The following is a 17,175-nucleotide window of genomic DNA, read 5'->3' on the forward strand; positions in this document are numbered from 1 at the left end:
TACTCAAAAAAATCAAGCTTTGTATTGGCTGAGTTTCATCAACCGCGGGTCCCATGAATTTAGCCATGTCCGATTTGGCATACACTGACCTAGCACGTTTGCGCAACAAACGATTTAAAAACCATCCGTTTGAGGTTTTTTTCGAAATTTCGCCTGATCCATTTCTACCAAACATGGCGCCCAGAAGTCGGGGCTTGACGTGCCACACAGATGGATCTATAGGCTCGCCAACTTCGCAACTTAGCGGTGCAAATAATGGCAAGAAGCTTGGACTCTCTCGATAGATACTTTATAGTACTTTTGCTTTAGCCAACTCAATCTGTACGCACAACAGTCGAGCCTCGTAACCGCGTGCACTGTATGGCGGAGGCAAAACGATGAAATAGCAAAGCGTGAGCGGGATAGGTGCCTTAACTTAAGCTTGGCGCTCAACCCAACAGTTTTCTGGAGAGCGTCCATGACCTATTGCGCGCGCCGCTCTGCCAACATGGGCCGAGTAGTTATCTCACTGACAAACTCGAAGTCAGTCCAGTTTTTCCTACCTGGATTTTGGAGATATTGATGTCTGCTGACGTTACCCCGCTTACCTGTCCGTTAACTACTGCGCAAACAGAGATCTGGCTCGCCCAGCAAATCCATACAAACGCCCCTGTCTATCACATCGCCCAGTACACGACCATTCACGGCGCCATTGAACCCTCTCTGTTTGAAACTGCGCTGCGGCAAGTGATCAATGAAGCGGAAATCCTGCGTTTGCGCTTCATCGAAAGCGATGGCGGTCTGCGTCAGTATGTCGACTCACCACCATGGTCGTTGCCACTGGTTGACTTCAGTGCAGAAGCGGATCCCAAAGCAGCCGCTGAAGCATGGATGCAAGCCCATTATGAGCGGCCCGTGGATATTTTATGCGGTCCGCTTTTCCATTATGCGGTGTTGAAAATCGCCTCGGACCGAGTGTTGTGGTACCAGTTCTATCACCATATCGTGATGGACGGAGTGGGTATGCATCTCATCGCTCAACGCGTCGCCCATGTATACAGCGCGATGTGCGACAAAGTCGAACCGGAGCCGTGTCCTTTTGGATCAGTACGCCAGTTGCTAGAGAGCGACGCTCAGTACCGCACTGGCAATCAATGGACGCGCGACGAAGCATACTGGCTCCAGTACTGTACGGACTGGCCCGAACCCACAACACTGGCAAGTCGGGCCGCTTCCTCTTTGCAGCACCGGATTCGTCAGACAAGCTATCTTTCATCTCAGTCGATAGGCGATTACGCAGCTGATGCTAGCCGGCTGGCACAGCTTGTCACAGCTGCTATGGCCGCCTATCTTCATCGAATGACGGGTACGCAGGACGTGGTATTGGGTCTGCCGGTCACAGCCCGCTTCGGCGCTGACCGCCATACCCCGGGCATGGTCGCGAATGTTGTGCCACTTCGGTTGAACGTGCAACCGGACATGAACCTATCGTCGTTGATGCAGCAAATAGCACAAGGCATTCAACGCGGGCTTCGGTATCAGCGCTATCCGAGTGAAGCGTTGCGGCGCAAGCTTGCACGGATATCCAGTCAGCCACTGTTCAGTACCACGGTCAATATCATGCCGTTTGACTACAACTTGTCTTTCGGGGGACACACATCGACGAACCATAATCTACTCAATGGTCCAATCGAAGATCTCATGCTCGGAGTCTATCTATTGCCGGACAACCCTCGGCTACGGGTTGACTGCAACGCCAATTCTGCATGCTATACGGCAGATGAACTGATTGCCCACCAACGCCGGTTTGTTAAGCTGCTGGAAACGCTCGCTGCCGATCCGTCGCGGCCGATTAAGAGCATTGACCTGCTTGATGCCGCGGAACGACGGCGGTTACTGGTTGAGTGGAACGCGACTGAGTGTGAGTATCCGTCGCATCTGTGCGTGCACCAGCTGTTCGAAGCGCAGGTGGAGCGCACACCGGACGCCACTGCGCTGATAGTCGAGAATCAGACGCTCAGTTATAAGGAGCTGAACGCGCGAGCCAACCGGCTCGCACACCATTTGAGGGCCTTGGGCGTACGTCCCGGCAGTTGCGTGGCGCTGTATGTGCAGCGCAGCCCGGAGATGGTGATTGGCATGCTCGCCACGCTCAAAGCGGGTGGCGCTTATGTGCCGCTAGATCCCACTTACCCACCCGAACGTCTTGCTGACATGGTGACGGACAGCACGCCAGTGGCCGTACTCAGCATACAAGCACTGCATACCGCCGTGGCACAACGCCTGGGAGCTGGTGTACCAGTACTGGATCTGCAGGCTCATGCTGTGCAATGGAGGGACCGGAGTGCAAACAATCTCGACGCTCAAGAAGTAGGGCTCAATGCGCATCACTTGGCCTATGTGATCTATACGTCGGGCTCTACGGGCCGACCGAAAGGCGTGATGATCCAGCACAGCGGTGTGGTGAACCAAGTTACAGCAATGGCCCGGGCGCTTAGACTCAGCGCGAAGGACCGAGCGCTGCAATTTGCCTCGCTATCTTTTGATACGTCGGTCGAAGAGATTTTCTCCACTTTGACTAGCGGCGCGACATTGGTACTGCGTAGCGACACCTGGTTGGCAGGAGCCCGGCAATTTTGGACCCTTTGCGAGGCCAACCGCATCAGCGTGGTGAACTTACCTACCCAGTTCTGGGCGCAATTGATCCAGGAAAAAGCACCCATCCCGGACAGTGTGCGCGTGGTCATCGTGGGTGGGGACACGTTGAGTGCATCAGCATGGAGCGCGTGGTTTGCCGGCGATGGCCATCGGCCGCGCTTGTTAAATACTTATGGTCCGACCGAAACCACGATTAGCGCCACGACGCACGAGGTCACCCGCCATGATGGCCGATGGCGCTCGATCGGCCGCGCGATCGCCAACACACGGATCTATATTCTGGACGCGTGGATGCAACCCGTGCCGCCAGGCGCGGTCGGTGAATTGTATATTGGTGGAGCTGGGGTCGCGCGCGGTTATCTGAACCGCCCCGATCTGACCCTCGAACGCTTCCTGCCTGATCCGTTCACCCATGTACCCGATGCACGGATGTACAAGACGGGTGACATGGTCCGCTACCTGACTGACGGCACGCTTGAGTTCCTGGGCCGCAACGACCACCAGGTCAAAATCCGCGGTTTTCGCGTCGAACTCGATGAGATCGAAGTCCAGCTTGCGACGCATCCCGAGGTGCGCGATGCGATCGTGCTCGCGCGTGATGGACAGCAGAGCCAGACACGTCTTGTCGCCTATGTCACGCTGCGCGAGGGCGCACCTGTCGATGCTTCGCCCGCGAATGCACTGCGGGCTCATCTCGAGACCCGGCTACCCGAGTACATGATCCCCGCCGCCTTCGTTCGGCTCGACGCACTGCCTCTCACGCCCAACGGCAAGCTCGACCGCAAAGCCCTCCCGGCGCCGAGCGGCGATGCATGGGCCCATACCTCATGCTACGCGGCGCCGCAGGGCGAAATCGAAACACTGCTCGCGTCCCTATGGAGCGAGTTGCTCGGTGTTGAGCAGGTCAGTCGGCATGATGCATTCTTCGCTTTGGGTGGGCACTCCCTGCTAGCGGTGTTGCTGGTTAACCGCATGGCTGATTATGGCTATTACGTTGCGCTTAAGGATATTTTTCAGTTTCCAGTACTGGGGAACTTGGCTTCGCATATCACGCCCACCTCTGATGTCGGGCCGCTTTCACGTGTCATTAACGTCCGCGCCGGCGGAACCGGGTTGCCCATTTTCTTCGTACCCACGGGTTTGGGCGACTATTCCTATGCCTTCGCACTGGCTCCACATCTTGATGCCAGTTGGCCTATCTATGGCTTACCTTGGCCTTCGGTGGGAGAGTCCCCCCCGGCCACGGCAAAAGATTTGGCTTCTTATCTGATTTCTTTCTTAAAAGCTGTCCAACCGACGGGACCGTACCGCCTTATTGGATATTCGGGGGGAGGCATACTCGCCTATACCATCGCAGAGGTTTTATTGGCCAACGGCGACGAGGTAGCCTTTGTCGGACTCATCGACACACTGGCGCCGTACTGCCTTCGAGCATGGCCAACTCAGACAAAGTCGCTCTTTCTCGATTATGTCGAATATGCATTTAAAGTCGAATCTCCCACACTGATTGGAAGATTGCGTCGCGATGCTGACCACATGGAGCTAGTTCAACTGATAGAAGAAGTCCAACGATTGGGACTCTTTCCTCGAGGCTTGTCTGCCTGCACTGAGGCTGAAAGGTGGGAATTTCATGCCCATATCACACGACAGTTGATCGCCTATGAACCCCGACCCTTACCTATTACCGTGCACCAACTTTATTCAACCGAAACATTGCCACTTCCTACATCAATGCGGCGTCCTGGCTCCACTGAGGAGCGTGTGTCATTGCCTTCGGACCGAGGATGGCAAGCGATTACGTCCCCCAATGGGATCAAAACCATTCAAATTCCTGGCAACCATGCCACTATAATGAATGATGCTCATCATCGCGCTCAGTTGGGAAATTGCTTAAATCAGGCATTGTTCGACGCTCAGCGAAGCAGAGAGGGCTGCGATGAATTATTCGTCAAACATTCATAAAAATACGGACTGCCCCATCGGATATGCATGTCCTCACAGGTCATTTTATTCATACTTTATGGAATTCATGCAGGTAAGGGTGCCGCATCGAGCCGCGCGATCTGTACTGGATGAAATTGGCAAGCCATCCCCGGGCAAGCACTCCTTCGTGGGCCACCCAGCCGCCACATCATCGGTGAGCGACACCGATCACAACGCTGCCATCGCATTTGTGCTTCAATAGAACATTTCGCGTTGCGCTCACGCGGACCTACTCAAAAATTCCACGAAACTTCACGTAAGTAAAGACAGACGATCGACGATGAATATGATTCCCGTCACCATCCTGACCGGCTTTCTCGGCAGCGGTAAGACCACGCTGCTCAAGCGTATCCTAAACGAGCCGCATGGTATGAAAATCGCCGTGATCGAAAACGAATTCGGCGAAGAGAACATCGACAACGACATCCTCGTGCAGGAGTCGGCGGAACAAATCGTGCAAATGAGCAATGGCTGCATCTGCTGCACGATCCGCGGCGACCTATCCCGTGCGTTGTCGGACCTGTCCGAGCAAAAGCGCGAAGGTAAGCTCAAGTTCGACCGGGTAGTGATCGAGACCACGGGCTTGGCCAATCCGGGGCCGGTCGCGCAGACGTTCTTTATCGATGAGTCGATCGCCGACGAATTCCTGCTCGACGCAGTGATCACGCTGGTCGACGCGAAGCACGCTAACCAGCAGCTTGACGAACACGAGGTCGTGCAACGTCAAGTGGGCTTCGCCGATCGCTTGTTCATCACAAAGGCCGATCTGGTGGACGAGGCGACGCTCGCCGATCTGCGCCATCGACTGCTGCATATGAACCCAAAGGCGCCAATTCAGGTGGTCAATTTCGGCAACGCCGATATCAAGGAGATTTTTGACCTGCGCGGATTCAACCTGAACGCGAAGCTTGAAATTGACCCGGATTTTCTCGCCGAGGACGGGCACGATCACGTGCACCACCACGAGCACGAGCACGAGCATTGTGACCATGATCATGGCCATTGTACGCACGGTCACCACCATGCGCATCACGACGACAAGATTCAATCGTTTGTGTACCGCAGCGACCGGGCGTTCGATCCCCAAAAATTGGAGGATTTCCTCGGCGGGATCCTGCAAATCTACGGTGAGCGCTTACTCCGCTACAAAGGCGTGCTGTTCATGAAGGGAATCGAGCGCAAGGTGGTATTCCAGGGCGTACATCAGATGATGGGCAGCGACTTGGCCGCGCGCTGGCTACCGGCTGAGAAGAAGACCAGTAAGATGGTGTTCATTGGCGTGGACCTGCCTCAAGATCTGATTACCGACGGCCTGGACGCGTGCGTGGCGTAACAACGTCGTGCGCCAGGTCACTGGGTCGCGGCAGCGCACGAGATCGCGCGCCGACCTCTCTACCTCGGTGTAGCGGCGGTATCTCGCATTGGTAAATAAGGGGCGGCTTGGTCGAGATTTCATTTCTTTTGGCGTATATTGAGACATTCGCAACGACGCCGGAAGTCCGCTGTCGGACCGCGAAATACCGTTTCGGACAGGGTTTTCCGCCGCTATTGGCACCGATTGTGGTTCAGTTACAATACGTGCCCACTGGAGAATGATAACGACGCGGCGCCAGAAGGAGTTCGGCCCCGCAACGGCCGCCGCACCTGCCACGACGAATCCAGCGTGGCCGCCGCAAGGCACTCGGCCGCCGCAATTGCGGGCAATGGTAAGTGGGCAATGCTTGATGCATCGCCTCACAATGAAGACAGCAAGCCAGATGACGACGACACGACTTTTGACCGAAGCCGAAATCCTGAAGATGAGCGACAAGGATTACATGAACGAGGATCAGCTCGCTTTCTTCAAGCACAGGCTCGAACAGTTGCAGGAGGAAATCCTGCGCAATGCCGGGCAGACAACGGAAAATCTTCGGGAAACCGTGATTGTGCCCGATCCGGCCGATCGCGCGACGATCGAAGAAGAGCACGCGCTTGAGCTTCGCACCCGCGACCGCGAACGCAAGCTGTTGAAGAAGGTGCAGCAATCGCTCGCGCGGATCGAAACCGGTGACTATGGCTGGTGCGAGGAAACGGGCGAACCGATCGGCATTCCGCGCCTGCTCGCGCGGCCGACTGCGACGCTGTCGCTCGAGGCGCAGGAGCGCCGCGAACTGCGCCAGAAGCTGTTCGGCGACTAAAGCGTGGTGCGCCTGCATGGCGCGCGGTACGGTCCGGCCGACTCCCGTCGGAAGGCACGCGATAGGCGTGCCTTTTTTATGGCGTGCGCTTATTGCACGAGCATTGCGCGCGCGTTGCGTCAATATCGATACCGCGCCGCGTGCGCACGCCTTGATATTGGGCCAACCGCCCTAAAATAGGTCGGAACGCGCGACTTCAGTCCTGTCCTGCGCCGCTGGCACGCGACCCCGCTTTAAAGGAATTCACATGGAGCAATATCACGGCACAACCATCGTCTCGGTACGGCGAGGCAACAGCGTTGCATTAGGCGGCGACGGTCAGGTGACGCTGGGCAACATCGTCATGAAGGGCGGCGCCAAGAAAGTGCGGCGCATTTACGGTGGCAAGGTATTGGTGGGTTTCGCCGGCGGCACCGCGGACGCATTCTCGCTGCTGGACCGCTTCGAAGGCAAGTTGGAAAAGCACCAGGGCAACCTGACCCGCGCCGCTGTCGAACTGGCCAAGGACTGGCGCACCGACCGCATGCTGCGCCGCCTGGAAGCGATGCTGATCGCCGCGGACACGGAAACGACGCTGGTGATTACCGGCAACGGCGACGTGCTGGATCCGGAAGGTGGCATTTGCGCCATCGGCTCGGGCGGCGCATACGCGCAGGCTGCGGCCCGCGCACTCGCGCAGAACACTGAGCTGAGCGCGCGCGACATCGTCGAAAAGTCGCTCGCGATTGCCGGCGACATGTGTATCTATACGAATCACAGCCGCGTCATCGAAACCATCGAATAAATGAAGCCGGGTGCCGGGCGACCATGCGCGGCCCATTATGCCTGCGCATCGAGGCTTGCGGGCCGATTCAGGCCCGGCGCCACCTGAAGGATGCCGAACATGACTACCATGACCCCCGCTGAAATCGTCTCCGAACTGGACAAGCACATCATCGGCCAGGGCCGCGCCAAGCGCGCCGTCGCGGTCGCGCTGCGCAACCGCTGGCGCCGTCAGCAGGTGCCGGACCCGTTGCGCCAGGAAATCACCCCGAAGAACATTTTGATGATCGGACCGACTGGCGTGGGCAAGACCGAAATCGCGCGACGCCTGGCTAAGCTCGCCGACGCGCCGTTCATCAAGATCGAGGCCACAAAGTTCACGGAAGTCGGCTACGTCGGACGCGATGTCGATAGCATCGTGCGCGACCTGATCGATATCTCGGTCAAGCAAACACGCGAATCGGCAATGCGTCAGGTCCGCACGAAGGCGCAGGACCTGGCGGAGGACCGCATCCTGGACATCCTGCTGCCGCAGGCACGCCCCGTTGGCTTCAGCCCGACCAGCGAGGAAAGCGAGCGCGAGAACGCGACGCGCCAGACATTGCGCAAGCGGCTGCGCGAAGGCCAGCTCGACGACAAGGAAATCGAACTCGACATCGAGGCGCCACAGGCCAGTATGGACATTATGGGCCCGCCCGGCATGGAGGAAATGACGGAGCAAATCCGTTCGATGTTCGCCAATCTCGGCGGCGGCAAGAAGCAGCACCGCAAGGTCAAGATCAAGGAAGCCTTGAAGCTATTGACCGATGAGGAAGCCGCCAAGATGGTCAACGAAGAAGATATCAAGACCCGCGCGGTACAGAACGCCGAACAGAACGGCATCGTCTTCCTCGACGAGATCGACAAGATTGCGTCGCGTCAGGAAGCGGGCGGCGGCGAGGTGTCACGCCAGGGCGTGCAGCGCGACCTGCTGCCGCTCGTGGAAGGCACGACGATCAACACCAAGTACGGCATGGTGAAGACCGACCACATCCTGTTCATTGCCAGCGGGGCGTTTCACCTGGCCAAACCGAGCGATCTCATTCCCGAACTGCAAGGACGGTTTCCGATCCGCGTCGAACTCGATTCGCTGTCGGTCGGTGACTTCGAATCGATCCTGGTACGCACCGATGCGAGCCTGGTCAAGCAATACCAGGCCCTGCTCGCGACCGAAGACGTGCACCTGGAGTTTGCCGACGACGGCATCAAGCGCCTGGCAGAAATCGCCTTTTCGGTTAACGAAAAGACTGAGAACATCGGCGCGCGGCGGCTGTACACGGTGATCGAAAAGCTGCTCGAAGACATTTCGTTCTCGGCCGGCAACCATTCGGGCCAATCGGTCAAGATTGACGCCGCGTACGTGGACCGCGCGCTGAACGATGTGTCGCAGGACGAAGACCTGTCACGCTACGTGCTATAACGCGGCTCACCGCCGTGCGTGCATCGCTCATTGCTTCACTGGCCGTTTCGCCAGCTTGCGTTGCAGCGTGCGGCGGTGCATGTTCAGTGCACGCGCGGTCGCCGAAATATTGCCACCGTTGTCGGACAGCACGCGCTGGATGTGCTCCCATTCGAGCCGCGCCACCGACAGCGGTATCGGATTCTCGAGCGCCTCCTCTGCTTGCGACTCACTGGCGTCCACGCGCAACGCCGCCAGAATCGTCTCCACGTTGGCGGGCTTGGCTAGATAATTGTCCGCGCCATCCTTGACGGCCTGCACCGCCGTCGCAATGCTCGCATAGCCGGTCAGCACGAGAATCCGCGCCTCGGGCTGCAGCTTGCGCAGTGGCGCGATCAAATGCAGCCCCGAATCATTGCCCAGGTTCAGATCGACCGTGATCTGGCCGAACGGCAGCGCATCGGCAAGCTTCAGCGCGCTGTCGCGGTCGTGCGCTTGGTGAACGGTATAGCCGCGCCGGGTCAGACCGCGCGCGAGGATGCCAGCGAATACCTCGTCATCGTCGATCACCAGAAAGTTCATTTCGCTCATTGTGCTTCTCCACTTGAATGCGCTCGGATCGCGGGCAGGCGCAGTATTGCGCGGGTGCCCGTGGTGGCCGGCTGCGGCAACTCGGTCAGCTCGATCGAGCCGCCCAGCCGCGCCGCTGTCGTAAACGCGAGATATAAGCCCACACCGTGGCCCCCTTGCGTGCTTTCGACCGGTGCCTGCCCAAGTTTGGCGCGCCGTTCAGGCGCAATGCCGGGACCGCGGTCGCGAATGTCAAAGACCAGCATGCCGCCGTCGCGCGCCACCTCCAACGTCACTGATTCGCGGCTGGCTCGAGCCGCATTGTCCAGCAAGATGGTCAGAATCTGCCCGACCGCCACGGTATCGGCGACCAACACGTCGGCGGGCGCCGTGCCGATCCGCGAGAAATTTACATGCGGGTGACGCAACCGCCATTGCTCGATGAATGCGTCGAGCCAACTGGCCACCGGTTGCTGGCCGGTGGGCAACGCCGCCCGCGTACGCAGCCGGGCGAGCGCCGAGCGGCACAACGCCAGCTGTTGCTCGAGCAGGTCGAAATCGGCTTGGTAGGGCGCAAGCGCCTGGTCGGTGTGGGACAGGTCACGCAACTCCTCGGCCACCATCGCGATAGTTGACAGGGGCGTGCCGATCTCATGCGCGACGCTGGCGGCCTGCGCGCCCAACGCCACCACCCGCTCGTCGCGCAACAGCCGCTCCTGCGCCTCGCCCAACGCCGCATCCCCCTTGCGTAACGCGGACGACATGCGCGAGACAAACCACGAGATCAGTCCGACGCTGACCATGAAGTTCACCCACATGCCGGCCCGGTAGTAATCGAACAGGTTGGCCGGATTGTCCATGTTCAACGGCACCGAGTCGAAGCCGAGCAGCCAATAGCAGGCGACCGCAAACGCCGCGAGCCAGGCGGCCAGACGCCACGGCAATACCGCCGCCGCAATCGCCAGCGAGGGCAAGTACAGCGACACGAACGGGTTGGTCGTGCCACCGGATAGGAACAGCAGCGCGGACAGCGCACCAAGGTCAACCCACAGCTGCCCCATCAGCTCGATGTGCGTTTCCGGCCTGGCTTGGGCCACGCGGATCCACGTCAGAATGTTGAAGACCACTTCCAACGCGATAACGATCAGCATCGCGGTGAGCGGCAAATGCACGCCATAGGCGATCTGCACGACGGCAATCGTCACCAGTTGGCCAATGATGGCCAGGCAACGGAGCCAGAACATATGGCCGAGATTGACCCGGCCGGGATTTGCATACAGTGTCATGCGACAAGTTTACCGGTTTGACGTGGCACAACCCCGCAGTCACCTCAAGCTCGATCATGCTCGCGACACTATGACGCAAGCGCCTGTGCGCCGCATCGTCTGTCGAATCAACCTCGCCTGTGCGCCGATCCGCGTACAAGCGCCGTACATGCTCGGGCGCATCCACATGCCGCAACTCGGGCACATCCGCATGCCGCAACGTCTCCAGCCGCGATAGTTCCCCGTCCATTTGCGCCCGCGCCAACCGATGCGCTTCATGACATTTGAGGAAAACTCATTTTGTCCCGGGAACCAGGCCTTCGGGGGCCACGCCGTCGAACCCATTGCGTTGCAGGCATACGCACAAGCGCATGCAGGCGCAATACAGCATGGCCCACGCATGGGCCGGGCTCATGCGCCATTCCCGAAAATCGCGTCGGGTTCAAGCCCCAACCATTCCCGCATCATGAAAAACCGGGCAAGCTTATCAAGCAGCGGGGCGACGCACGCTTGAAAGCTCTCTAGAAAACGGCTTTTGCTTGAGCAACGCGCTCGGATGGCCTCAGTCTCGAGGCATCTCGCGGCAATGTCCGGTGATGTCAAACAGCGCGTCGCACACGTCCAGAACGACGGCCATCGCGTCGCTGTTGTCGGCGCCATGCAGCGACACTTCGCGCCGGCCGCGTTGCGGCACGGCAAAAGCAAGCGGGTGCAGCTCGTTCCCATGCCGCCCGGTTGATGGAGGCAATCGCCGACGCGCTGCAGTCGCGGCCCGCGCCCTGCACGCTCGAGACGGCACTGAAGGATACGCCACTTTCGGCCACTTGAAGACGGGCCCGCGCAGTCGTCCACGGTGCCATTCGTGTGGCCCTGTGTCGTGCGAAGGGAACGCGACGCCCGGCGCCGCTCCCCGGCAAAGGGAGGACGGGCTCTGAAACTGGCAGCGCCGACACGGCGCAGCGCTCGCGAAGTCAAACCCAAGCTTTCCATGAGGGACGCACACGCCTGGGTCGCCGAGCACAGCGTCAACGACGAGTGGGTAGCCGCACCTAGCCCGATACAGTCTAGTCAAAAAAGCCTGCCGGGCGGCATCGTGCCGACACCTCAGTCCTGTACAATTCGCGGTTGTTTGCCTGCTCAGTCCGCTCGCACCATGTCCGACACCCACGATCTGCCTGCCATCTCACCCGCGCTGAAGGCCGAAATCCTCGCGGAAGCGCTGCCTTACATCCGCCAGTACCACGGCAAGACGGTCGTGATTAAGTACGGTGGCAACGCGATGACGGAGGAGCGCCTGAAGCAAGGCTTCGCGCGCGACGTCGTATTGTTAAAGCTGGTGGGCATCAATCCCGTCATCGTCCATGGTGGCGGCCCGCAGATCGACCAGGCACTGAAGAAAATCGGTAAGCAGGGCACGTTCATACAAGGCATGCGCGTGACGGACGAGGAAACGATGGAGGTCGTCGAGTGGGTGCTCGGCGGCGAGGTGCAGCAAGACATCGTCACGCTGATCAACCATTTTGGTGGCCACGCGGTCGGCTTGACGGGCAAGGACGGCGGACTGATCCACGCACGCAAGCTGCTCATGCCAGACCGGGAAAAACCGGGTGAATTTCTCGACATCGGCCAAGTCGGCGAGGTCGACTCGATCAATCCCGCAGTCGTGCGAGCGCTGCAGGACGATGCGTTCATCCCCGTCATCTCGCCGATCGGCTTCGGTGAGGATGGGCTCGCGTACAACATCAACGCGGACCTGGTCGCGGGCAAGCTGGCGGTCGTACTCAACGCAGAAAAGCTGGTGATGATGACGAACATCCCGGGCGTGATGGACAAGAGTGGCACACTGCTCACGGACCTGTCGGCGCGCGAGATCGATGCGCTGTTTGCCGACGGTACGATCTCCGGTGGCATGCTGCCGAAGATCTCGTCGGCCCTGGATGCGGCCAGGAGCGGCGTGCGCTCCGTGCACATCATCGATGGACGCATCGAGCACTCGGTGCTGCTCGAGATCCTGACCGAGCAGGCATTCGGCACGATGATCCGGTCGCACTGACCATGGCCGCACGTGCCCGCCGGCGGCGCATTGCCCATCCGCGCGGCCCGGTCTGGCTGTTCGACCTGGACAATACGCTACACCACGCATCGCACGCGATATTCCCGCAGATCAATCGGGCGATGACCGACTACATCGAGCGTGCGCTGCAGGTCAGCCGGGACGAAGCGGACCGGCTGCGCGTGCACTACACGCAGCGCTACGGTGCAACACTACTGGGACTCGCGCGGCACCATCTACTCGATCCCGACGATTTTCTCGCGCAGGTCCACCGATTCCACGACCTGCATTCGATGCTGCGCGCCGAGCGCGGACTCGCCCGGCTACTGCGCGCGCTGCCCGGGCGCCGAATCCTGCTGACCAACGGCCCGCGCCGCTACGCGCAGGCCGTGCTCGACGCGCTAGGCATCTCCGAGCTGTTTGAGCAGGTAATCGCCATCGAGCAGATGCAGTACCGCGGCCGCTGGCATGCCAAACCCGATGCCGGCATGCTGCGACGCACGTTGCGCCGCACGCGAGTACGGGCGCGCGACGCAACGTTGGTCGAAGACACCCGCTTGCACTTAAAACGCTACAAGCGCCTGGGACTACGCACCGTATGGATGGTTGGGCACTTACCACCCGTGCCCAGAGCATCGGGCGGCACGCCGGCGCTGGCGGGCACTGGACGTGCGCACTATATCGACCGCCGCGTACGTTCGATAAAATCGTTACGACTCACACGCCTCTAAACGCATCGCGCAGGGCACCATGCGGCAGCCCAGACTCCCCGGCACGGCGCCCGAATCGCCGTGCGCACTGACCGACCTCGCCGGTCCTCGCCCACGGACGGCACGGGGCCGCACGCGCCGTCCGGCGCCGCAGCCGGCCCACAGGATCGCGCCCGTCGCCCAAGCCAGGCAAGCAACGCGTGCAGATCCTACAGGCGCTGGCGGCCATGCCTGCGTCGCTTACGTCAGCGGAACAATTTCGTTTATACTTGTCAGCCACAAGCTTTCCTCTGCGCGCCGATTTGCTGACTTGATTGCGGGCGCGCGAACCCACGCGGTTCAGTACAAATCCGGCTAAAGCGGTCGTCAGCGGTCCATGCGTGCGCCCATGCACGCAGCGCCCTTGACCCTTCGCCGACTTGCTGTCCGCCCGCCCGCACAAGCGGGCAACAACACAGGCAAGGGTATGAGTTCGATCGGCATCGTCGTTCCACAAACGCTCCACTTCGCCACACCGCTGCACCTGCAAAGTGGCCTGTCACTCGCCGGCTACGAACTGACGATTGAAACCTATGGTACGCTCAACGCCGCGCGCTCCAACGCGGTGCTCGTCTGCCACGCGCTGAACGCGTCACACCACGTGGCCGGCGTGTATGAACACGAGCCCAAAAACCTCGGCTGGTGGGACAACATGGTGGGTCCGGGCAAGCCACTCGACACGGACCGCTTCTTCGTGATCGGCGTGAACAATCTCGGCTCGTGCTTCGGCTCCACCGGTCCGATGAGCATCAATCCGGCCACCGGCCTGCCCTATGGCGCGCGCTTTCCGGTGATCACCGTAGAAGACTGGGTCAATGCGCAGGCGCGCGTCGCCGATCATTTCGGCATCGAGCGTTTTGCCGCGGTGATGGGCGGCTCGCTCGGTGGCATGCAAGCGCTCGTCTGGAGCACCCTGCATCCGCAGCGCGTCGCACATTGCGTGGTCATCGCCTCGACGCCCAAGCTGTCGGCGCAAAACATCGCGTTCAACGAGGTCGCCCGCTCGGCGATCCTGTCAGATCCGGATTTCCATGGCGGTGATTACTACGCGCACGGCGTCAAGCCGCGCCGCGGCCTCAGGGTCGCGCGCATGATTGGGCACATCACGTACCTGTCCGACGACGACATGGCCGCGAAATTCGGCCGCGCGCTGCGCCGCGCGCACGGGGCGCTGGATGCCTACAACTTCAATTTCGACGTCGAATTCGAAGTCGAGTCGTACCTGCGGTACCAGGGCGACAAGTTCGCCGAGTATTTTGACGCCAATACCTACTTGCTGATCACGCGCGCATTGGACTACTTCGACCCCGCCAAGGCGTACAACGGCGACCTGACCGCGGCGCTCGCGCAAACGCAAGCCGACTACCTCGTGATCAGCTTTTCGACAGACTGGCGTTTCGCGCCAGCGCGCTCGCGCGAAATCGTCAAGGCGCTGCTCGACCATAAGCGCAACGTGACCTATGGCGAAATTGACGCGCCGCACGGCCACGACGCATTCCTGCTCGACGACGCGCGCTATCACAACCTGGTGCGCGCCTACTATGAACGCATCGCCACGGAGATCGGCGCATGAACCAGCAAGCCTTCGATACCCTGTCCACCCGCGCCGATTTCCGCATGATTGCACGCTGGGTCGAGCCGCGCGCGCGCGTACTCGATGCCGGCTGCGCGGATGGCTCGCTGCTAGCCATCCTCGCCGAGGAATTGGACGTGCAAGGTTACGGGATCGAAATCAATGATGTGGGCGTGCTCGGCTGCGCACAAAAGGGCGTCAACGTGATCCAGCAAAATCTGGAAGACGGCCTGCGGCTATTCGAGGACCAGAGCTTCGATTTCGTGATTTTGTCTCAGACGCTGCAGACTATCCACCAGACCGCGGCGATTCTGCGCGAGACCGTGCGGGTCGGCAAAGAGTGCATCGTGTCGTTTCCAAATTTCGGTTACTGGCGGCATCGGCTCACGGTGCTCAACGGCCGCATGCCGGTCTCCAAGTCGCTGCCCTACCAGTGGCACAACACGCCGAACGTGCGCGTGCTAACAATCCGCGACTTCGAAACACTCGCCCCGGAGGTCGGCATCCGGATCCTGGACCGGGCCGTACTACACGGCGGCCGTGCAATCCGGTGGGGGACGAACTGGCGTGGTAGTCTTGCGGTCTATCGCGTCAAGAAAATTTGACCACCTCCGTTCGTTGACCGCAGATCCATGTCCACTCCGCCTCACGAAACCCGCACACTGGCCGCACACGCTCCCCACTCGGGCTGGCGAACCTACTTCAACACACGCATGTTGATCTGCGTGTTCCTTGGATTCACGTCGGGCCTGCCGCTGTTTACGTTGCTGAATTTGGTGCAGGCGTGGCTGCGCAGCGGCGGCGTCGATATCAAAATTATTGGCCTATTCGCGTTGCTGCAGTTTCCCTATACGTGGAAATTCGTGTGGGCGCCGTTCATGGACCGCTTCGTGCCCAGGTTTGGCCGCTGGCGCCCTGGGCGCCGGCGCGGCTGGATGTTGCTGACTCAGCTCGGCGTGCTAGCGCTGGTCGTCGCCATGGGCTTCGTGTCGCCGAGCAACTCAATCCGCACGGTGGCGGTACTCGCGGCCTCCCTTGCATTCGCCAGCGCAAGTCTGGACATCGTACTCGACGCGTACCGACGCGAGTTGCTGAAAGATACCGAACAGGGCCTCGGCACGGCGATCCACGTCAACGCGTACAAGCTGGCCGCCCTCGTACCCGGTTCGCTGTCGCTGATCCTCGCGGACCACTTCGCATGGTCGACGGTCTTCGCGGTCACCGCGGCGTTCATGCTACCTGGCGTGGCGACGGCGCTCGTGGTGCGCGAGCCGCAGGTGCAGGGCACACTGCCACGCACGCTGGAGGAAGCCGTGGTAATGCCGTTTCGCGAATTCGTCGCGCGCGACGGTGCCAAGCAGGCGCTGATCGTGCTGGCGTTCGTTTTCCTGTACAAGCTCGGCGACAACATGGCGACGTCGCTGGCGACGTCGTTCTACCTGGATATCGGCTTTACGAAAACTGAAATCGGACTGGTGTCTAAGACCAGCAGCTTCTGGGCGAGTATTGCCGGCGGCATCCTCGGCGGCCTATGGCTAATGCGCATCGGCACGGCGCGCAGCTTGTGGATTTTCGGCGTCGCGCAGATGGTCGCGGTGCTTGGCTTCGCGGCGCTCGCCCGCACGGGCCATACGCTGCCTGGACTAGCCGTGGTCATCAGCCTCGAGGCGTTCGCCACAGGCCTGGGGACGGCTGCGTTCACCGCGTACATCGCCAGCACTACGGACCCGCGCTATACCGCAACGCAGTTTGCGTTGTTCACCAGTCTCTCGTCGGTGCCTCGCACGTTCGCCAATGCCGGCGCCGGCTATATCGTCGCGCAGATCGGCTGGTTTGAGTTCTTTCTGCTGTGCACCGTACTGGCCATTCCGGGCATGCTGCTGCTGCCGCGGGTTGCACCATGGAGAGCACGCTGATGCGGCGCCTGTATGTCGGTTGGTGCCCTGGACGCGCTCGGTGCCCGCGGCC

The 17,175-nt window shown here is 60.3% G+C and carries 13 protein-coding genes; 10 read left to right on the forward strand and 3 right to left on the reverse strand.

Translation table 11 applies throughout. The features are described 5' to 3' along the window. Positions 1-465: 465 nt before the first annotated feature. From KQH60_RS00020 to hslU, 5 genes are all read left to right on the forward strand, one after another. Positions 466-4,599 (forward strand): amino acid adenylation domain-containing protein, encoded by a 4,134-nt coding sequence (locus tag KQH60_RS00020; protein WP_237574492.1) that lies wholly within the window; start codon positions 466-468, stop codon positions 4,597-4,599. Between the two features lie 307 nt (positions 4,600-4,906). Beyond that, on the forward strand, positions 4,907-5,953 hold the full coding sequence (locus KQH60_RS00025; protein ID WP_237574678.1) for a GTP-binding protein: 1,047 nt from the start codon (positions 4,907-4,909) through the stop codon (positions 5,951-5,953). A 424-nt stretch (positions 5,954-6,377) separates the two neighbouring features. Then, the gene (dksA, locus tag KQH60_RS00030) at positions 6,378-6,797 is read left to right on the forward strand and encodes an RNA polymerase-binding protein DksA (protein ID WP_237574679.1); all 420 of its coding nucleotides are present in this window, start codon (positions 6,378-6,380) and stop codon (positions 6,795-6,797) included. Between the two features lie 247 nt (positions 6,798-7,044). Further along, entirely contained in the window at positions 7,045-7,581 is a 537-nt protein-coding gene (hslV, locus tag KQH60_RS00035; RefSeq protein WP_237574493.1) for an ATP-dependent protease subunit HslV, read from the forward strand. A 99-nt stretch (positions 7,582-7,680) separates the two neighbouring features. After that, positions 7,681-9,018, forward strand: coding sequence for an ATP-dependent protease ATPase subunit HslU (gene hslU / locus KQH60_RS00040; protein ID WP_237574494.1), 1,338 nt, complete (start codon positions 7,681-7,683; stop codon positions 9,016-9,018). Positions 9,019-9,045: 27 nt separating this feature from the next. On the opposite strand, the gene KQH60_RS00045 is transcribed toward hslU, so the two are convergent. The 3 genes from KQH60_RS00045 to KQH60_RS00055 form a co-directional block, all read right to left on the reverse strand. Further along, positions 9,046-9,588: a response regulator transcription factor gene (locus KQH60_RS00045; protein WP_013436568.1), complete on the reverse strand. Its 543-nt coding sequence runs from the start codon at positions 9,586-9,588 to the stop codon at positions 9,046-9,048. Then, positions 9,585-10,853: an ATP-binding protein gene (locus KQH60_RS00050; RefSeq protein ID WP_237574495.1), complete on the reverse strand. Its 1,269-nt coding sequence runs from the start codon at positions 10,851-10,853 to the stop codon at positions 9,585-9,587. Before KQH60_RS00050 ends, KQH60_RS00045 begins: the two co-directional genes overlap by 4 nt. Before the next feature lie 541 nt (positions 10,854-11,394). Continuing rightward, positions 11,395-11,580: a hypothetical protein gene (locus tag KQH60_RS00055; RefSeq protein ID WP_237574496.1), complete on the reverse strand. Its 186-nt coding sequence runs from the start codon at positions 11,578-11,580 to the stop codon at positions 11,395-11,397. A gap of 405 nt (positions 11,581-11,985) precedes the next feature. Between KQH60_RS00055 and argB the strand changes: the two genes are divergently transcribed. The 5 genes from argB (at position 11,986) to KQH60_RS00080 (ending at position 17,123) form a co-directional block, all read left to right on the forward strand. After that, entirely contained in the window at positions 11,986-12,885 is a 900-nt protein-coding gene (gene argB / locus KQH60_RS00060) for an acetylglutamate kinase (protein WP_237574497.1), read from the forward strand. A gap of 2 nt (positions 12,886-12,887) precedes the next feature. Next, entirely contained in the window at positions 12,888-13,616 is a 729-nt protein-coding gene (locus tag KQH60_RS00065; RefSeq protein ID WP_237574498.1) for a pyrimidine 5'-nucleotidase, read from the forward strand. A 445-nt stretch (positions 13,617-14,061) separates the two neighbouring features. Beyond that, on the forward strand, positions 14,062-15,207 hold the full coding sequence (locus KQH60_RS00070; protein WP_237574499.1) for a homoserine O-acetyltransferase: 1,146 nt from the start codon (positions 14,062-14,064) through the stop codon (positions 15,205-15,207). Beyond that, a complete protein-coding gene (gene metW, locus KQH60_RS00075; protein ID WP_237574500.1) occupies positions 15,204-15,812 on the forward strand; it encodes a methionine biosynthesis protein MetW in 609 nt (202 codons plus the stop codon). Before KQH60_RS00070 ends, metW begins: the two co-directional genes overlap by 4 nt. 27 nt (positions 15,813-15,839) lie before the next feature. Next, positions 15,840-17,123 carry an AmpG family muropeptide MFS transporter gene (locus KQH60_RS00080; RefSeq protein WP_237574501.1) on the forward strand — a complete coding sequence of 428 codons (1,284 nt, stop codon included), beginning with the start codon at positions 15,840-15,842 and terminating at the stop codon, positions 17,121-17,123. The last annotated feature ends 52 nt before the right edge of the window (positions 17,124-17,175 follow it).

The organism is Mycetohabitans sp. B8, assembly GCF_021991875.1.
Classification (GTDB): Bacteria; Pseudomonadota; Gammaproteobacteria; order Burkholderiales; family Burkholderiaceae; genus Mycetohabitans.

Excerpts from the sequence above, each read along its gene's own strand:
- KQH60_RS00080 (WP_237574501.1), top strand. The coding sequence starts at position 15,840 with ATGTCCACTCCGCCTCACGAAACCCGCACACTGGCCGCACACGCTCCC.
- hslV (WP_237574493.1), top strand. The coding sequence starts at position 7,045 with ATGGAGCAATATCACGGCACAACCATCGTCTCGGTACGGCGAGGCAAC.
- metW (WP_237574500.1), top strand. The coding sequence starts at position 15,204 with ATGAACCAGCAAGCCTTCGATACCCTGTCCACCCGCGCCGATTTCCGC.
- KQH60_RS00045 (WP_013436568.1), bottom strand. The coding sequence starts at position 9,588 with ATGAGCGAAATGAACTTTCTGGTGATCGACGATGACGAGGTATTCGCT.
- argB (WP_237574497.1), top strand. The coding sequence starts at position 11,986 with ATGTCCGACACCCACGATCTGCCTGCCATCTCACCCGCGCTGAAGGCC.
- KQH60_RS00070 (WP_237574499.1), top strand. The coding sequence starts at position 14,062 with ATGAGTTCGATCGGCATCGTCGTTCCACAAACGCTCCACTTCGCCACA.
- KQH60_RS00025 (WP_237574678.1), top strand. The coding sequence starts at position 4,907 with ATGATTCCCGTCACCATCCTGACCGGCTTTCTCGGCAGCGGTAAGACC.
- dksA (WP_237574679.1), top strand. The coding sequence starts at position 6,378 with ATGACGACGACACGACTTTTGACCGAAGCCGAAATCCTGAAGATGAGC.
- KQH60_RS00065 (WP_237574498.1), top strand. The coding sequence starts at position 12,888 with ATGGCCGCACGTGCCCGCCGGCGGCGCATTGCCCATCCGCGCGGCCCG.
- KQH60_RS00050 (WP_237574495.1), bottom strand. The coding sequence starts at position 10,853 with ATGACACTGTATGCAAATCCCGGCCGGGTCAATCTCGGCCATATGTTC.
- hslU (WP_237574494.1), top strand. The coding sequence starts at position 7,681 with ATGACTACCATGACCCCCGCTGAAATCGTCTCCGAACTGGACAAGCAC.